Below are 14,772 nucleotides of genomic sequence, written 5' to 3'. Positions count from 1 at the left end.
GCGAAGGAAACAGCCCCGTTGATCCTTCGCCCAGGACCGGTCAGAAGCTCACTCTCATCAGCCGCTTCATCATTGTCGTGAGCCGTCGCCATTGCCGTCGGCCGTGCGGGGCCGGTCCGGCGTGGAAAGATCGCCATGAGCTCACCGAAGGCACTGGCCCGTACCGCCGACCGGCGCCGCAGCACTGGCGAGTTGCACCAAGCCCTCGCCCCGCTCCTGCCCGACGACGACAGCGTGCTGACCATCCCGGCGGCCCGGCATGAGGAGCAGGCGCGGCTGGAGGCGAAGGTCTTCCTCGGTCTCGGAGCGGTCGGCGGCCTCTCCGCGCACCCGCTCGGCATCGTCCGCCTGCGCCCGGAGCGCGACCGGCTCACCATCCGGGTGACCGACGCGCCGTATGTGGTGATGTGCTGGGCGGACCTTCTCCTCCCCTGCGCCAGCGGCGAACCCGGGGAACACCCCCTTGACCGCATCAGGGGCGTCCCCGGCCTTCGCTACCGCCGCGACCACGGCGGCATCCACCTCCACCGGCCGGACACGCCGACCCGGATCACACTCACCGGGTTCCCCGCCCATTGGCGGGATCGCATCACCGACCGGATGCACCGCGACTACGACCACCTCCTCCAGCAGCATCCCGACTGGACACCGGACGAACAGGCCGCGTACGCGTACGACACCCGCTGGCCCTACCCGCCCGGCCCGGTCTTCTCACCCCTCCTGCGCCGGATCCGGGCCACGGCCGGCCCCGGGACGGTGAACTCCACCAACGCCTGGACTTCGGAGGGCGGCTACCGGATGGAGGCCACCGACGGACCGCCGTGCCCCGACTTGATCCGCCTCCTCGGCGCCGGCCCCACCGGGGCCGGTTGGCAGGTCACTCACAAGCGCTGCACCTGCCGATGCGACCACGAGCACGACAGCTGCACCGTCGACTTCCTCGACCCGCCCACGGGAATCGCCATCCACTACGGCAATGGCCGTTGGGGGCCGGACCGCCGACAAGGCCCGCGACCAGCACATGGCCGAACTGAACGCCACAGCCTTCGATTGAGTACGGCCGGCCCGATGACGGTACGGGAGGGGCCCCGGTCGGATGGGGGCGCAGCGTCAGGCCATCGAGGACTGGATGTCCTCGGCCTCGGCCCACGCGGCGGGCGGTGGCAGAGTGCAGGATGCCCCCGTCGCTCTGGTCGCCCTGGGTTTGCTCGACGAACTCGGCGTGCCCGACGGAGGTGTAGCGCAGGGAGCGCCAGCGGGGAAGGTAGTCGGGGTGGTTCGCGAAGCGCTCGGCGGTAGACATGAGCCGGTTCCAGTTGGTCCACAGGCGCTGGCTGAGCCTGCGGACCTGCGCGGGCTCCCTGGTGTCGTCCCCGGTGGGCTCGATCTCCCAGGAGACCAGGTCGTCGCTGAGGGTGCGGCAGTTGTCGGCGATGGTCGCGGCGAGGTGGTCGGCGGCCCACCGGCCGTCGGTTCCCTCCGGCTGGGCGCTGGCGATTTCGCCCAGCCGTGCGGCGAGGAAGGCGTCGAGCGGTTCGATGTCGTCTAGGCGCAGGTCGTCGGAGAACTCCAGGGTCGCTGCGGGGGCGAGGAGATCGTCGCGGTGCGTCATACGGGGGTGTCCCTCCCTGATGTCCGGCAGCCGGGGTGACCCGTCGTCATATCCCGTTCTGTCGCGTCGGACAAGGATTGTCCGACGCGATCACCCCTGTCCGCGCTTCGCGGACGCCTGTCCGCCGGATTGGCCGGAAAGGACGCCCGGATCCGCCGGACAACTCACGCGGATTCCTGGAGCAGAGCCCGATTCGGAACCACGGCCGCAGTCCCGGCCTCACGCGCCACGCGCTCCGTACGGGCCCGGTGCACAGCCGCTGCGTGGGAGACGTCGGCCTGGCGGCGGCGCTCGGTGCGGGGCCGGCCTGGCCCGCGCGGGTAGGCCGGCCCTGGCTCGGCCGATCAGGATCTTCGGAACGAACACCTCGTGAAGGCCGAGACAGCCCGGGACGTACGGCCCAAGAGCCGTACAGTGGCTGGAAGGATCGGCTCATGCTCATCACACCCCGGCCGGGAGCCGACCCTCGCAACGTCCTTCAGGCCCTCGGCGGTGCCCAGCTGACGGCGGACAACCTCCGTAGCTCCCACCGAGGCAGCGCCTACACCCAGCTCCTGGCCTATCTCGAATGGGCCACCGAGGCAGCTGGGGTCCTGCGTCATCAGGTCCGCGACGCCGACATCGACCACCTGGTGCTCACCCGCCGGTACCAGGCGCTCCTCGGCAGCTGCGGCACCCTCGCTGGAAGCGCCCAGCAACGTCTGATCAATGGTCTGGTGGCCCCTTGAACCAGAGGAGCGCACGCAGGCTCTCCAGGCAGCCGGCGAGGCACTGAAGGCGCAGATAGACCGGTGGAGTAAACCGGAGGCGCTCGTGGTCGCCGACTCCAGCTTCTACGTCCAGAACCCCGACAAGCTCGCCGACGCCGATCTGCACCAGATCCTGGACCTGCGGTCCCACGACGATGTCCGTCTTCTCTTCCCGATCACAGTTGTCGACGAACTCGACGGCCTGAAGGAGTCGGGCAAGGAAAGGAGCCGCTGGCGCGCGTCCCACACCCTCGGACTCCTGGACGGGATCCTGGGCGGGCGCACCTCCAGCGTCTGGCGGAGCGGAACCTCCTTCTTCTCCGACGACGGCACCGTGGAAATCCGAGGCCAGGTGAGCGTCGAAATCGTCCTCGATCAGCCTGGTCACGTACGGCTCCCCATCGCCGACGACGAGATCATCGATCGGGCTGTCGCCATCCAGTCGATGGCTTCGCGCGCCGTACGGCTGCTGACGTGCGACACCGGGCAGCACACACGGGGGCGGGCAGCGGGTCGGGAAGTGACCAAAATCCCCGCCAAGGACCCCGGTCCGGAACCGGACTGGGCCTCTCAAGGCAAGCCGGGCCATGGTACGAGGCAGAAGCGTCGTGACCGTGCGGCCGCACAAGCAGCCGGAGAATCGGACGTGTTCCCGGCTTCCTGAGGACCCTCGCGAGCCAACCTCCCAGGCCGGAGGATCTCTGTGCCCGGAACCCGTACGCCGGGGCGGTCCAGGGCCCGCAGCAGCTCGGGCTCCCACCCGGCGCGCGGGGTGTCGTAAGCCAGCAGGCCGGAGGCTTCGAGGGCGTCGAGCTGCACCTGGTGCTCGACGCCGAGCCGCTGTCTCCGAGGTCTTCGCCGGACCGGTAGGCGTAGCCAGGGCCGGGGCTACCGGGGTGACGTCGGCCGGGCCGGGCGGGGATACGGCACCGGGCATGCGGGCCTTCGTCGTCCAGGCCGTTGCCTCCGGGCACACGGTGAGCCGGCACGAGTCCGGTTCCTACGACACGGCGGTGACGTGCCCGGCGAGGTCGATGGCCGCCCACCGCTCCCGCAGCGAGGCGCTGGCGGCCGGGAACTCGCAGGCCCGTTCGGTGATCAGCGCGCCGATCGCCGGCCGCCCTCTCAGGCCGTATCCGTCACCAACTCGCTTGGTCGGCAAGGCAGTTCAACCGCCTCTCGCAAGTGATCTTTGCCATCGTTCCCGCTGGCTGTAGCGCTATGACCGATCGTCGTTGATCTTGTAGCGCCTGCCCTTGTCAGATGTTGTGCGCATGACGAAAAGGATCGACATGCGTAAGCACCGGGAGCGACCTGGAGGATGAGTAGCTAGCGGCGGAGGACGGTGAGTTCTCGGAGGACCCTGTGCCGCGTCAAGATATCGCCCGTAACGCACATAGGGCACATAGGGCACACCCGCCAAAGCCGCAGGTCAGCGGCCCTTTACGGCAAATTTATGGATCGCCACGCACTCCACGTGGTGGGTCATCGGAAACATGTCACCCTGGACACAGGCGGTAAAATTGCAGGTCAGAGAGCCATTCTGGTCTCGAACGAGGGCCAGCGGGTGCTCGGAGCGTCAAACGAGCGTCACGGCCGCAAGAAGGACCGATGCCTGCGCGTGCGTTCCAGGGTGGTCACCGCGGCCCAGCCCCCGGCATCCCCACTGCCTCGCCGATCCTCTTGGCGGTCTTCCCCATCCTCATCCCGTGTTGGGGGTAATGGACCGCTTCTCCCCAGTCATAGATGACAGGGCCGTTTTACGCGGCGCCCGAGGACGTTGCCGCAGGCGCCCCGCCCCCCCTCCTCACACGGCACCGACCAGAACATCCAAACAGCCCCCACTGACAATCACCCTGACCTGCAACGACGTTGCCACCTGCCTCCCCTCACCACCGGAGGCGTTAGGCTCAGCAGATGACGACCAGCAACCCGAAGCAGCAGGCCAAGGAATTGCAAAGCACCGCCTAAGCTGCAGGTCAGGAAGAGTCCTCCCCGCCAGCGCGGGGGTGTCCCTCTGACGGCGACCCCCCGTCAGATTGGCGGGAAGTCCTCCCCGCCAGCGCGGGGGTGTCCCGTCGCCGCTCTCCTCGCCGACCCCGCCTACGACGTCCTCCCCGCCAGCGCGGGGGTGTCCCGGAGTTTCAGGGGGGCGAGGAGAGTCCCGCCGAGTCCTCCCCGCCAGCGCGGGGGTGTCCCGGATCTCGCCGGGCGTGAACGGCCATGCGGGTTGTCCTCCCCGCCAGCGCGGGGGTGTCCCGGACGTCCGCCGGATGATCACCGCGGCGATCGCGTCCTCCCCGCCAGCGCGGGGGTGTTCCGCGGAAAAGGGGCTGGAGCGAGGTTCCGCCGAAGTCCTCCCCGCCAGCGCGGCACCAAGGCGGCGCTTCCTCATCTGGTCAGGGCAGCCGAAGGGGAGCCGCGGCACACCGCGGACGTGGTGAACATCAGCTCCTCGGCCGGACGGGTCGCCCGCGGGGGTACGGCTGTGTACAACCTGACGAAGTTCGGAGTGAACGGCTTCAGCGAAGCGCTGCGGCAGGAACTGCAGCCACTTCGCGTCCGGGTCAGCGTGATCGAACCGGGCACCGTCGACACCGAACTCGCCTCTCATACCCGCGAAGAACTCCGCAGCCGAGTTGAGGCTCAGACTCAGGCTATCGAGAGGCTCCAGCCGGAGGACATCGCCGACGCTGTCGCGCACATTGTCGGCAGTCCACGACGCGTCGCCGTGAACGAGGTCTTCGTCCGTGCTGCGGACCAGAGCTGGTAAGACAGCCGCCGGGACCCACCGTCCACCGGAATCGCCAGCGCCGACATCGAGTCGCAGACCGCCGACGGGCACGCGCGCGTTTATGTACGCATCGACGGCACCCAGACGGCCCGCCGAATGCGTGCACGGGAGGGGTTCTGGCGCCGCGGCGGTATTCAGTCGGTCTGGGACTTCGCTGACCCGGACCACGCAGGCATCGGCACCGTCCCTTACGTCCGCACGCCCCACTTGCCGGCCTCCGTCATCCGCGTGCAGAACGACCCCGTCGCGGTCCAGGACGGCAATTTCGTCCTGGAGGAGGGCGAGTGCAGCCAGAACGGCGCGCTCACCCGGTGCCCGGAGAGGCCCTACGACTCGGAGAACCCGACCGACGCCGGGTACTGCGGAGCTGGCGCGGCGCCTCGCCAGTTTCTTCAACGGGCAGGACTGCGAGTGCGGGCCAGCAGAAGGGCGATGTCGTCGTCCAACAGCTCTCGCATTGCCGCATCGGGGATGACGGAGTCCGATTCGCGGTGTGGCTTCGGAGACATTGCCGTGATCACTTCTGTGCAGAGATCTTTCAGTGGGATCCCGGGATGTGCGAGGGCCAACTCGAGTCGATTCAAGCCTTCATCAAGGTCGGCGCCGCGGGACTCGATGAGCCCGTCGGTGTAGAGGGCTATGACGGTGCCCTCGGGTAGTTCGATCGACAGGGACTCGTACGCGTCGAGGCCCATGCCGATCGGTGCTCCGGAGGGCAGTTCGGGGAAGGTGACGCCGCCGTCCGGGTGGAGCAGTGCGGGTGGCGGGTGTCCCGCCCGTGCCAGGGTGCAGATCCGGGTGACGGGGTCATAGACCGCGTAGACGCAGGTGCCGCCCATGGTCTGGGACCACATGCCGGATCCGCCGTCGTCTTCGGCGTCCTGTTCGGTGAGACGGACGACGAGGCTGTCGAGTCTGGAAAGAAGTTCGTGGGGCTGTAGGTCCATCTCGGCAAGGGTGCGGACAACCGTACGGAACTGTCCCATCCGCGCGGCCGCGTTGATGCCGTGCCCGACGACGTCTCCGACCACCAGCGCGGTCCGGCCGCGGGGAAGCCGAATCACGTCGAACCAGTCGCCTCCGACGCCCTCGTGTGTGTCGGCCGGCTGATAGCGCGATGCGACCTCGAGTGCCTCGCCGCCCGCGAGATGGTGGGGGAGCAAGTTCCGCTGGAGTGCCAGTGAGGCGGCCCGCTCGCGGGTGAATCTGCGGGCGTTGTCCAGACTCAGTGATGCCCGCCCGGCGATTTCCTGGCATAGGAGCAGTTCGTCCCGCGAGAACGAAAGGGGATTGTTGTTGCGGACGAACACCGCTTCACCGAGGAGTGTGCCGCGCGCCTGGAGCGGGACGATGATCAGGGAGTGCATACCGGTCGCGCGGATGGTGCCCAGGCGGTCCGGGTCTTGGTCGAGCCAGGTGCCTGGAGAGGTGTCGAGGACCGGCTCGTAGTGGGCCTGTCGGGAATACAGGGCACGGGTGAACGGGGAGGACGGGGGGACGTAGACCGCATCCCCGATGTTCCAGAGGGACTCAGGCATTCCCGGATGGACCGAGGCCGCTCCCGCACGGCGGAACACGGGAACACGCTGGTCAGGGGAGGTGAGACGCTGAAGGGGCTCACCTCCGAGCGGGACTGATTCGGCGAGGTCGACCGTGATGTAGTCGGCCAGCCGTGGCACTGCGAAATCGGCCAGTTGCTGAGCGGTCGTCATGACGTCGAGGGTCGTGCCGACGGACGTGCTTACCTCGCTAAGCATAAGAAGGTTCCTGCGGCGTTGGGACTTGCTGGCGTCCGCCGCCATGCAGCACACACCCAGTGGTCGTCCGTCAGCGTCGTCGAGGCGGAAGTACGTGCAGGAGAAGACGCGCTCCTCGTCCGAGCCTGGGACGGGCCACCCCTGCTCGCGCTCGATCACCGGCACCCCTGTTTCGAACACCTGCCGGATCAGGGCCTCAACGGTCTCACTCTCGCTGCCGGGCCACAGCTCCGTGGGCGCGCATCCCACCCGCTGGTTGTTCGCCCACCGGTCCCAGCGCGCAGTTTCCTCGTTCACCCAGACGTATCTCCCTTCACCGTCACAAATCGACACGGCGATCGGTGAGCGAGCCAGCAGCGCGGCGCCAAGAGGCGCTTGCGATGGCGTGTCGGGAAGCGCTTCGGTGAGAGCCGTAGCAGTTACCAACCAGTCGGTCGGGCCACCGCCGAACAGGGGGAACGCCTTGATGGATACCCGGACTCCCACGCCGTTGCTACGGCGCAGTTCCGTCATCCCCGACCACTGCTCCCTCAGCCGCGCCCGTCCGGCCCACTCCGCCAAGCCCTTAGCCGCGAAGCGCGGCGCCAGCAAGAGGTCGGCGGAGCGGCCGACCACCTCCGCGGCCCTGTACCCCAGAAGTTCCCTGGCCCCTTCCGTCCACCCCCTGACGATTCCCCGAACATCCACGGTCGCCACAGCCGCACCCATCCGAGTGGGTTCCGATGTTCCGCCTGTCGGGTCGGTCATCACTCTGCCTCCCGTCGGCTCGTCCTTTTCCAGCCGGCACTCCTTCGTCCAACAGCTTTTCGGGCCGGGTCCGCCGGAAAAGTGGGCACGCTTGTCGAATCATTGAACCAGTAGGGCTCGCGTTGAATCCGGCCCCCACAATGATATTTCTGCATGCACCCACCGAGTCCAAAGATCATTACAACTATCGACGGCAACGAAAACAGCCCCGTCGCGGTTTCCGCGACTACCTGGTCCCCCTGCCTCGGCCGACGGCCTGTCCAAGGCCGTTCGCCGCCTTGGTGCCCACTACGAGCACGGCCATTGATGTGCCTGGAAAGAAACAGCCGACCAAATTCTCGAATGTTGCACACTCATACGCCGAGACCTCATTCACACGACATCAGCCGTTCAGGATTGCCTGGGCGACCTCGTCGGGGTGGGTCAGCAGGCCCTCGTGGGTTCCAGGAACCATGACGGGTTCCTTGCCCAGCCGCGCCGCGAACTCGGTGCCGGGCTGGGGAAGCGCATGGTCGTCCTCGCCAAGGATGTAGAGCGAGGGAATGCCGAGCTCGGCCACCCCGGGGACATCGAGTGCGTCCAGGAAGTAGTTGCCGGGCAGCGGGGTCAGCAGCTCCGACACCAGACGCTGCGTTTCCTCCTCGACGTCCTGCATGAAGATGCCCTGGACGAACTGCAGCGAGGGTGAGATTGAGCGCGTCGGAGACGCGTCGATCAGCCCTCGCAGCATCGCCGCGGCCTCCGGAGGGTTGTCGTCGACCAGCGACCTGCCGCGCACAGGGACCTGGGCGGCGTAGTGGACCACCTTGGTGACCTTGGCCGACAGCCGGTATGCGGCTCCGGCCGCCGGATATCCGCCCCAGCTGTGAGCGACGAGAGTCACATCGCTGAGGCCCAGCCTCTCCACCTCGGACACCACGTGGTCCACCGCGTCCTGGAGTCCGATTCCCGAGGGATCGTCGCCGTCGCCCGTGCCAGGAAGCGTGAGACAGAAGGCGCGGTGCCCGGCGGCACGCAGCCGCTCGGCGACCGGACGCCAAGACCACCCACCATGCCAGGCACCTGGGATGAGAACATAAGTAGAGGCTTTCCCGCTCATTACAGATCCTCACTAATTGAAGGTTCACCCTCAGTAAGACTGTGGATGACTACTCAAATCCGGGTCAGGTGAGCGCGATAGTGAAGGGGGAATCGGCTCTCGTCCCGCCTTTCCGGTGTTTTCGCCTGCGATTCGGAGCTCCGGTGTTATCCGGCCGGTCGACGGTAGGCGCCGTACCACCAGATGCTTCCGAGCTCGCGGGCCAGCGCGGCGTCGCCGCTGCCGTCGTCCACACTGATGTGGCGGGCGATGGCCTGAGCTCCGCCCCAGACGATGACCCGGCTCGCGGTCACGGCATCAAGGTCGGCCGGTGTTGCGCCGGCCCGCTGCTGCTCCAGGAGCGTCGCGAGGACGGCCTCGTCGAACCCCTCCAGATCGGCCGCGTAGAAGTCCCGTACTGCCGCGTCGTAGGAGGCGACCTCTCGCACCGCGGACAGCACCGGATGGTGCGCTCGGTGCAGGGCGAGCACGCCTTCGAAGAACCTCGCGTACCGCTCCGCGCCGTCTTCGCCCGCTCCTGGGTCCCACTGCTGGGCCAAGCCCAGCGAGGCGTCCCGGACCTGTTGTGCCAGCCGCTTGAGGATGTCCGGCTTTCCCGGGAAGTACGCGTAGAAGGTTGCCCGTGACACATCAGCCTCCTCAATGATGCGCTGCACGCTGAGGTCCGTGAAGGACTCACCCGCACCGAGCAGTCTTTCCACCGCGGAGAGCAGCTTGGCCTCCGTCGCCGCGGACCGGCGTTGGTGATCATCGCTTCGCCGTCGCGTCACCGACGTCATGTTCGCCTCCCAGGATGGTGGCGGATCGGGCCGGACCAACAGGATGCCGGTCCGGCTGAGCATCTGAGCACCAGCATACTGGATGTTCATACACGATGTTCAGTGGTGCGCGCCTTGACTGCGGCGCAGAGGGCACGTGGTCTTCCGAAGATCCCTGTGCGTACGTGAGGTCGTCAGCGGGCAAGTGAAGGGATGCCTCCCGGGAGAGGCATGCTCACCGGGTGGGCGCGGTGGGGCCGTGGTTTTTCAGAACTCGATGACGAGGCGGCCTCTGACGCCGCCGGCCGCGAGGAGACGGTGTGCCCGAGAGGCATCCTCGGGTGGGAAGCGGGCGGCGACGCGGAGGGTGAGGGCGCTCGTTTCGGCGAGTCGGCGCAGGTGGTCGAGCTTGTCGCGGCGTCCGTCGTAGGCGTGGACGAAGGCCGGGACGAGCGTGATGCCCAGCCGCCTGGCGGCCTCGGCGAACGCCCGCTGGTCCGGCAGTTCGCGTACGTACGCCAGGGCGCCGCCCGGGCGGATCGCGCCGGTCAGGGGTGCTCCGATCACGGCGGCGTCGACGACCGCGTCGACGCCGGCGGGCACGAGGGCCCTGAACAGTTCGGCGATGTCCGGGCCCCGGGCGACCACCTCGTCGGCGCCGAGCGCGGCGACAAGGTCGGCGTCGTGCGGTGCGGTGTCGGCCAGCACGTGGTGTCCGGCGGCCTTCGCGAGCTGCACGGCGTACCCTCCCACCGCGCCCGCCGCCCCGGTCACCGCGAGGGTGCTCCCCGGCGTCAGGCGCAATTGGTCAAGGGCATGCAGGGCGGTGAGGCCGTTCATCGGGAGCGTCGCGGCCTCGGCATGGGTGCTGCCGACCGGGGCGCGTACCACCCAGGACTCCGGGAGCACCACCCACTGTGCGTACCCACCGCCTTCGGGACGGGTCGGGTTGACCATTGCCATGACCCGATCGCCGAGTGCGAGATCGGAGCTTGCGCCGGAGCCGATCTGGTCGACCGTGCCTGCGATGTCCAGGCCGGGGATGACCGGTTCCGTCCCGGTCAGCCGCACGAGCGAGGTGCCCGCGGCGATGAGAGTGTCCACGGGGTTGACGGCCGCGGCCCGCACACGGATGCGCACCTCGCCCTCACCCGCGTGCGGTGTGGGCCGGTCGATGATCCGCAGCACCTCGGGGCCGCCGTACCGCAGAAGTCCTACCGTCTTCATTGGCGCTCCTTCTCAGTCTTCGAAGGCGCCCGGGAGTCGCGGGACGCCTGCAGGTCAGGTGGTCGATGCTCCGCAGCGCCGACAGGCCGGCTCGGAGGCCGGCCGGTCGGCCTCTGGAGAGTCAATTCACCGCCTGGGTGCTGCCCGTCTCCGCAGCGCGTTCGATCGCGTCGATGAGGCGGTGTCGCGCCAGGGCGTGTTCGAAGTCGGGCACGGTGTGCGTGCCTTCGGCGAGGTCCCGGGCCAGCGCGGCATAGAGCCGGGCGACGTTCGCGGCGACGGTGCCCCGCAGTTCGGCCGGGATGTCCTCGGTGTAGGACGCGGGTAGGTCAAGAGGCTTCACCGCGCTGTCCGTTCCCCGCCCGCCGGCGAGCTCGAGCTGAGCGACCTGCATATTGCCCCATGCGGAGGTCAGTACCAGGTCGCCTTCCGAACCGTTGATCTCCCAGCGGAAGTTGTCACCGCGCGACGCGCCGCCGCGGTAGAAGACAGAAGCGGCAGCCCCGCCCCTGAGAGTGCCGATGACGGCGACCTGGTCGGCGACCGTGACCGGGACGGTGCGCCCGCTTCCGGCGACCGCGGCCTCCTTGCGGCCGACAACCAGGTTGCCCGCCACCGTGTCGAACTCGCCCAGGACGAAGTGCAGCGGGTCCAGGGCGTGGAGCGTCGGTGAGGTCAGCGGGCTGGCGCCGTTGGCGTTGTCGTACCAGTAGACCTGGCTCTCCTCGGCCTCCGCTCCCCAGGCCATGCCGGAGCCGGTCATCGTGGTTCCGAGGACCTCGCCCACGTAGCCGTCGCGCACCAGGTCGCGGGCCAACCGCACCTCGGGGGCGTACCGTCCCTGCAACCCGGCCACCGTACGGACGCCGGCGGCCCTGGCCAGCTCGGCGAGCTTCTCCGCCTCGGTCAGACCGTTCGCCAGCGGCCACTCGCTGTAGACGGTCTTCCCCGCCGCGAGCGCCGCCGCGACGATGCCCAGGTGTTCGGTCACCTTCACCGCCACCACGACCACATCGACGCCGGGGTGCGCGATGAGTTCCTCATGATTGTCGTACGCTGGCACGCCGTGCTGCACGGCGGCGGCCTCTGCCGAGCTGGGGCGAGAGGTGCTCACGGCCCGCAGTTCAAAATCGGGAGACGTGGAGAGCACCGGGAGGTGCGCCAGGGACGCCCATCCACTCGTGCTGCCGCCAATAACACCGACACCGGTCGTCTTCATAGTGATCCTTTCACCCTCTTATCTTGAACGTTCAATCCACAATTTGGGCAGGACTGCACCCGCAAGACCGCGCCCCGAGAGCCGTCGGCCGATCTCTCAGTCGAGGCAGTTCAGCGCGACCTCCGCAGAGCGCATCAGCGTGGCGCGGTCGGGGTCGATCGCCGCCATCACCCGTAGGCCCTGGAGGTTGGTCACCAGGAATTTCGAAAGGTCGGAGGCGCTGCGGTCGCCCGGAATCTGCCCTCGCACCTGCCCCTCGGCTATCACGTCGAACAGTGCGAGCTCCAGCGCCTGCGTGGTCGATCGGAGCCGCGTGGCCACCCGGTCGTCATCCCTCGCCCGTTCCATTGCGGCCGCCACGATCAGACAGGCCCGGCGCCGACCGTCCCTGGCGATCTCGTCGACAGCGCTGACGAAGACCGCCCGGACGACCTCCCGGGCGTCGCCGCGGGCGGAGCGCAGCAGGTCGGTCAGCGGCAAAGCGTACCGCTGCCGATACAGGTCGAGCGCCGCGAGATAAAGGCCCTCCTTGCTGCCGAAAGCCGCGTAGATCGACCCGCTCCCCAAGGAGGTGGCCTCGGCGAGATCCCGCATCGAGGTGCCTTCGAACCCCGTACGGCGAAACGCCTCCATCGCCGCCTCGACGGCGGCGTCAGTGTCGAACTCCCGAGTGCGTGCCATGTCCTCAACGTACCCTATCTGGAACGAACGACAAAGTATGGGGCCGGTCACTTGTCTGAACCGAACCTCGACGCCACCGCACCACACCGCATGCGGCCGGCTCGACATACGGCCCGTACACCGCGCGGCAGAGTCCACACCAGGAACCCCCCTCGGCACCCCGGCGAGCGTCTCGACGAGCCGAATACTCCGTTCGGCCGCAGACTGAGATCCGGCGGGGGAGTTGATCCCTACCGAAGACGACGCAGACGTCGGCGGCCAGCAAGCGCCCGGGAGCGTGACCGAAGCGCCAGGGCGGCGCAGATATTGGCTGGGAGATCAAGGAGGAGCTGATGGGGAAGAACTTTGTGATGATTCCAGGCGCTTGGCACGCCGCGTGGTGCTGGAGGCCGGTCGCCAAACGACTGCGTGCCGCTGGGAACACAACGCTGGCGCTCACCATGCCGGGTTTGGGGGACGACGAGGAAACTACCGGTCTGCATCTGCAGGACGCCGTCGACCATATTGCCGCAGAGTTCCAGCGCCGCGATCTTACCGACGTGACGCTCGTGGCGCACAGCTGGGGCGGCTACCCCATGACGGGCGCCGCTCACCGGGTGGCGGACCGCCTTGCCAAGATCGTCTACTGCAGCGCCTTTGTGCCGCTCCGGGGCAAGAGCGCACGCGCGGAGCTGGCCGGCGAAGGGGCCGCCGCGATCCGCGATGAGGGCATCCGCGTCTCCACCGAGGGGCCGGCCTGGCTTCCACCGTGGGAATTCGCGCGGGAATCGCTCATTCAGGATGAACCTGAAGCGGTACAGCGCCTGGTGTGGGAGCTGCTGACACCGCAGCCGGCCAACTACGGAGCCGAGGCGCTCGATGTCCCGGATGTAACGACACTTGGGATCCCGGTGGCCTACGTCCTCAGCGAACACGACCTCGGCCTGGGCACGCCGGAGGCGGGCGCACGATTCGCCGCACGCCTCGGAGTGCGGCCCATCATGGTTCCCGGATCCCATGAGTCCCTGCTCACCCATCCCGACGAGGTCGCTCACGCCCTCATGGAGGCTTAAAAGAGCGTTTTGTTCCGGCAGGGGTGTTTGGTAACGCCGACCAGCCGGTCAAGGTCTGGGAGATCACGTCGACGCGGTTGGGGTGCCCTGAGGCTGCCGGGGTCGATGTCGCCTGCTGAGTGGATCGCGTTCATGCCTCTGCCCCAGCCCGATGATCTAACGTCGCTGATCCTGCGTACCGACTTCGGTGACGACGGGGCCTGGGATGCGGTGCGTATCGCACTCGACGCTGCTGGCGAGTATCCCCATGCCACGTATGTCAGCGACGTTCGCTTCGCTGCCGTGGATGTCCAGGAGCTGCTGGACGAAGAAGCTGCTGCGGAAGAAGACGACCGGATCATCGACTTGTTCCTTGCGGACGCGACCACGATGGAGGATCCGGATCATCCTCTTTTGGCCGTGGACCTGTCGGACGAACCTGGGCGAACGTTCAGGGTTCCGGCTCAGTGGTTTCCTGACGTGTCAGCCAACCTCAGCATCGCCAATATGGACTTTGCGGACTTCGCCGATGCCGCTGATGAATCAGGAACTTTCCGCGGCTTTGACGGGGGCTGACGCCTCACCGCTGAGGCACGCGGGGTGAGCTATATGTCGCGCCAGTTCAGCGTGGCTTCACGCGTGAGTCTGCGGCTCATCAGGTCGATCATCGCGATGCGGATCATGGCTTCGGAGCGGTGCGGGTGGGTTTCGTAGTCGCGGGCGAGGCGGCGGTGATTCATGAGCCAGCCGAACGTCCGCTCGACGACCCAGCGCCGCGGGATGACCTTGAAGCCCTTCTGGTCCGGGTCGCGGCGGGTGATCTCGATGTCGATGCCGAGGGTGGCGCCGTGGTCGATGGCCTTGGTTCGATAACCGCTGTCGGCCCATGCCTGGGTATTTCACACAAATACCTTGCTTGGCTTCACAGAACTCCCAGCACGGATTCGTCCGGGCTGGGAGTTCTTCGTGTGTGGGGGATCTTGTTCGGCAGAGGCCCGGCGGTGGAGCCTGACGGCGTCGTTTGGCCGGTTCATCCCATTGGTGTTGGTGGGACGGTCGGTTCGCCTCGGGCTTCTGACGTCTCGTTGCTGCTGTCCG

The 14,772-nt window shown here is 67.8% G+C and carries 14 protein-coding genes, 1 pseudogene and 1 CRISPR repeat array; of the genes and pseudogenes, 5 read left to right on the top strand and 10 right to left on the bottom strand.

Translation table 11 applies throughout. The features are described 5' to 3' along the window. Window positions 1-141 precede the first annotated feature (141 nt). Both ACIO1C_RS00900 and ACIO1C_RS00895 read right to left on the bottom strand, forming a co-directional pair. Entirely contained in the window at window positions 142-636 is a 495-nt protein-coding gene (locus tag ACIO1C_RS00900) for a hypothetical protein (RefSeq protein WP_401856939.1), read from the bottom strand. Window positions 637-877: 241 nt separating this feature from the next. Beyond that, on the bottom strand, window positions 878-1,612 hold the full coding sequence (locus ACIO1C_RS00895) for a hypothetical protein (RefSeq protein WP_401856937.1): 735 nt from the start codon (window positions 1,610-1,612) through the stop codon (window positions 878-880). Between the two features lie 434 nt (window positions 1,613-2,046). Between ACIO1C_RS00895 and ACIO1C_RS00890 the strand changes: the two genes are divergently transcribed. Together ACIO1C_RS00890 and ACIO1C_RS00885 are read left to right on the top strand one after the other, a co-directional pair. Further along, entirely contained in the window at window positions 2,047-2,340 is a 294-nt protein-coding gene (locus tag ACIO1C_RS00890) for a hypothetical protein (RefSeq protein WP_401856935.1), read from the top strand. Next, window positions 2,321-3,025: a PIN domain-containing protein gene (locus ACIO1C_RS00885; RefSeq protein WP_401856933.1), complete on the top strand. Its 705-nt coding sequence runs from the start codon at window positions 2,321-2,323 to the stop codon at window positions 3,023-3,025. Before ACIO1C_RS00890 ends, ACIO1C_RS00885 begins: the two co-directional genes overlap by 20 nt. Window positions 3,026-3,361: 336 nt before the next feature. Here the strand turns inward: ACIO1C_RS00885 and ACIO1C_RS00880 are convergent, their stop codons facing one another. Beyond that, window positions 3,362-3,523: a hypothetical protein gene (locus ACIO1C_RS00880; RefSeq protein WP_401856932.1), complete on the bottom strand. Its 162-nt coding sequence runs from the start codon at window positions 3,521-3,523 to the stop codon at window positions 3,362-3,364. Window positions 3,524-4,349: 826 nt separating this feature from the next. Then, a CRISPR array of direct repeats spans window positions 4,350-4,740; the repeat unit is 25 nt; unit sequence GTCCTCCCCGCCAGCGCGGGGGTGT. A gap of 16 nt (window positions 4,741-4,756) precedes the next feature. Between ACIO1C_RS00880 and ACIO1C_RS00875 the strand changes: the two genes are divergently transcribed. Continuing rightward, the gene (locus ACIO1C_RS00875; protein WP_401857973.1) at window positions 4,757-5,134 is read left to right on the top strand and encodes an SDR family NAD(P)-dependent oxidoreductase; all 378 of its coding nucleotides are present in this window, start codon (window positions 4,757-4,759) and stop codon (window positions 5,132-5,134) included. A gap of 413 nt (window positions 5,135-5,547) precedes the next feature. Here the strand turns inward: ACIO1C_RS00875 and ACIO1C_RS00870 are convergent, their stop codons facing one another. The 6 genes from ACIO1C_RS00870 to ACIO1C_RS00845 form a co-directional block, all read right to left on the bottom strand. Further along, window positions 5,548-7,659, bottom strand: a complete 2,112-nt coding sequence (locus tag ACIO1C_RS00870; protein WP_401856930.1) for a SpoIIE family protein phosphatase — start codon at window positions 7,657-7,659, stop codon at window positions 5,548-5,550. Window positions 7,660-8,041: 382 nt separating this feature from the next. Next, window positions 8,042-8,758, bottom strand: coding sequence for an alpha/beta fold hydrolase (locus ACIO1C_RS00865; RefSeq protein ID WP_401856928.1), 717 nt, complete (start codon window positions 8,756-8,758; stop codon window positions 8,042-8,044). 146 nt (window positions 8,759-8,904) lie between these two features. Further along, window positions 8,905-9,537 carry a TetR/AcrR family transcriptional regulator gene (locus tag ACIO1C_RS00860; protein WP_401856926.1) on the bottom strand — a complete coding sequence of 211 codons (633 nt, stop codon included), beginning with the start codon at window positions 9,535-9,537 and terminating at the stop codon, window positions 8,905-8,907. A gap of 246 nt (window positions 9,538-9,783) precedes the next feature. Then, window positions 9,784-10,743 carry an NADP-dependent oxidoreductase gene (locus ACIO1C_RS00855; RefSeq protein ID WP_401856925.1) on the bottom strand — a complete coding sequence of 320 codons (960 nt, stop codon included), beginning with the start codon at window positions 10,741-10,743 and terminating at the stop codon, window positions 9,784-9,786. 121 nt (window positions 10,744-10,864) lie between these two features. Continuing rightward, on the bottom strand, window positions 10,865-11,962 hold the full coding sequence (locus ACIO1C_RS00850) for a Gfo/Idh/MocA family protein (protein WP_401856924.1): 1,098 nt from the start codon (window positions 11,960-11,962) through the stop codon (window positions 10,865-10,867). Between the two features lie 96 nt (window positions 11,963-12,058). Then, window positions 12,059-12,643 carry a TetR/AcrR family transcriptional regulator gene (locus ACIO1C_RS00845; protein ID WP_401856922.1) on the bottom strand — a complete coding sequence of 195 codons (585 nt, stop codon included), beginning with the start codon at window positions 12,641-12,643 and terminating at the stop codon, window positions 12,059-12,061. Window positions 12,644-12,975: 332 nt separating this feature from the next. Here ACIO1C_RS00845 and ACIO1C_RS00840 point away from each other — a divergent pair, with 332 nt between their 5' ends. Together ACIO1C_RS00840 and ACIO1C_RS00835 are read left to right on the top strand one after the other, a co-directional pair. Further along, window positions 12,976-13,695, top strand: coding sequence for an alpha/beta fold hydrolase (locus tag ACIO1C_RS00840; RefSeq protein ID WP_401856921.1), 720 nt, complete (start codon window positions 12,976-12,978; stop codon window positions 13,693-13,695). A gap of 132 nt (window positions 13,696-13,827) precedes the next feature. Continuing rightward, window positions 13,828-14,250, top strand: a complete 423-nt coding sequence (locus tag ACIO1C_RS00835; RefSeq protein ID WP_401856919.1) for a DUF6924 domain-containing protein — start codon at window positions 13,828-13,830, stop codon at window positions 14,248-14,250. A gap of 29 nt (window positions 14,251-14,279) precedes the next feature. On the opposite strand, the pseudogene ACIO1C_RS00830 reads toward ACIO1C_RS00835, so the two are convergent. Then, window positions 14,280-14,570: pseudogene (locus ACIO1C_RS00830) on the bottom strand (transposase); the annotation flags it as partial. Between the last annotated feature and the right edge of the window lie 202 nt (window positions 14,571-14,772).

Origin of the sequence: Streptomyces sp. NPDC087420 (assembly GCF_044744165.1) — a bacterium.
In the GTDB taxonomy this organism is placed as follows: Bacteria; Actinomycetota; Actinomycetes; order Streptomycetales; family Streptomycetaceae; genus Streptomyces.
Note: the sequence above shows the minus strand (reverse complement) of the source record. Positions and strands in the feature narration are given on the sequence as shown.

What these genes read in the sequence shown, in the direction of transcription:
- ACIO1C_RS00900 (WP_401856939.1), bottom strand. Translation starts at nt 636, where the DNA reads ATGCTGCTGGAGGAGGTGGTCGTAGTCGCGGTGCATCCGGTCGGTGAT.
- ACIO1C_RS00895 (WP_401856937.1), bottom strand. Translation starts at nt 1,612, where the DNA reads ATGACGCACCGCGACGATCTCCTCGCCCCCGCAGCGACCCTGGAGTTC.
- ACIO1C_RS00890 (WP_401856935.1), top strand. Translation starts at nt 2,047, where the DNA reads ATGCTCATCACACCCCGGCCGGGAGCCGACCCTCGCAACGTCCTTCAG.
- ACIO1C_RS00885 (WP_401856933.1), top strand. Translation starts at nt 2,321, where the DNA reads ATGGTCTGGTGGCCCCTTGAACCAGAGGAGCGCACGCAGGCTCTCCAG.
- ACIO1C_RS00870 (WP_401856930.1), bottom strand. Translation starts at nt 7,659, where the DNA reads ATGACCGACCCGACAGGCGGAACATCGGAACCCACTCGGATGGGTGCG.
- ACIO1C_RS00865 (WP_401856928.1), bottom strand. Translation starts at nt 8,758, where the DNA reads ATGAGCGGGAAAGCCTCTACTTATGTTCTCATCCCAGGTGCCTGGCAT.
- ACIO1C_RS00860 (WP_401856926.1), bottom strand. Translation starts at nt 9,537, where the DNA reads ATGACGTCGGTGACGCGACGGCGAAGCGATGATCACCAACGCCGGTCC.
- ACIO1C_RS00855 (WP_401856925.1), bottom strand. Translation starts at nt 10,743, where the DNA reads ATGAAGACGGTAGGACTTCTGCGGTACGGCGGCCCCGAGGTGCTGCGG.
- ACIO1C_RS00850 (WP_401856924.1), bottom strand. Translation starts at nt 11,962, where the DNA reads ATGAAGACGACCGGTGTCGGTGTTATTGGCGGCAGCACGAGTGGATGG.
- ACIO1C_RS00845 (WP_401856922.1), bottom strand. Translation starts at nt 12,643, where the DNA reads ATGGCACGCACTCGGGAGTTCGACACTGACGCCGCCGTCGAGGCGGCG.
- ACIO1C_RS00840 (WP_401856921.1), top strand. Translation starts at nt 12,976, where the DNA reads ATGGGGAAGAACTTTGTGATGATTCCAGGCGCTTGGCACGCCGCGTGG.
- ACIO1C_RS00835 (WP_401856919.1), top strand. Translation starts at nt 13,828, where the DNA reads ATGCCTCTGCCCCAGCCCGATGATCTAACGTCGCTGATCCTGCGTACC.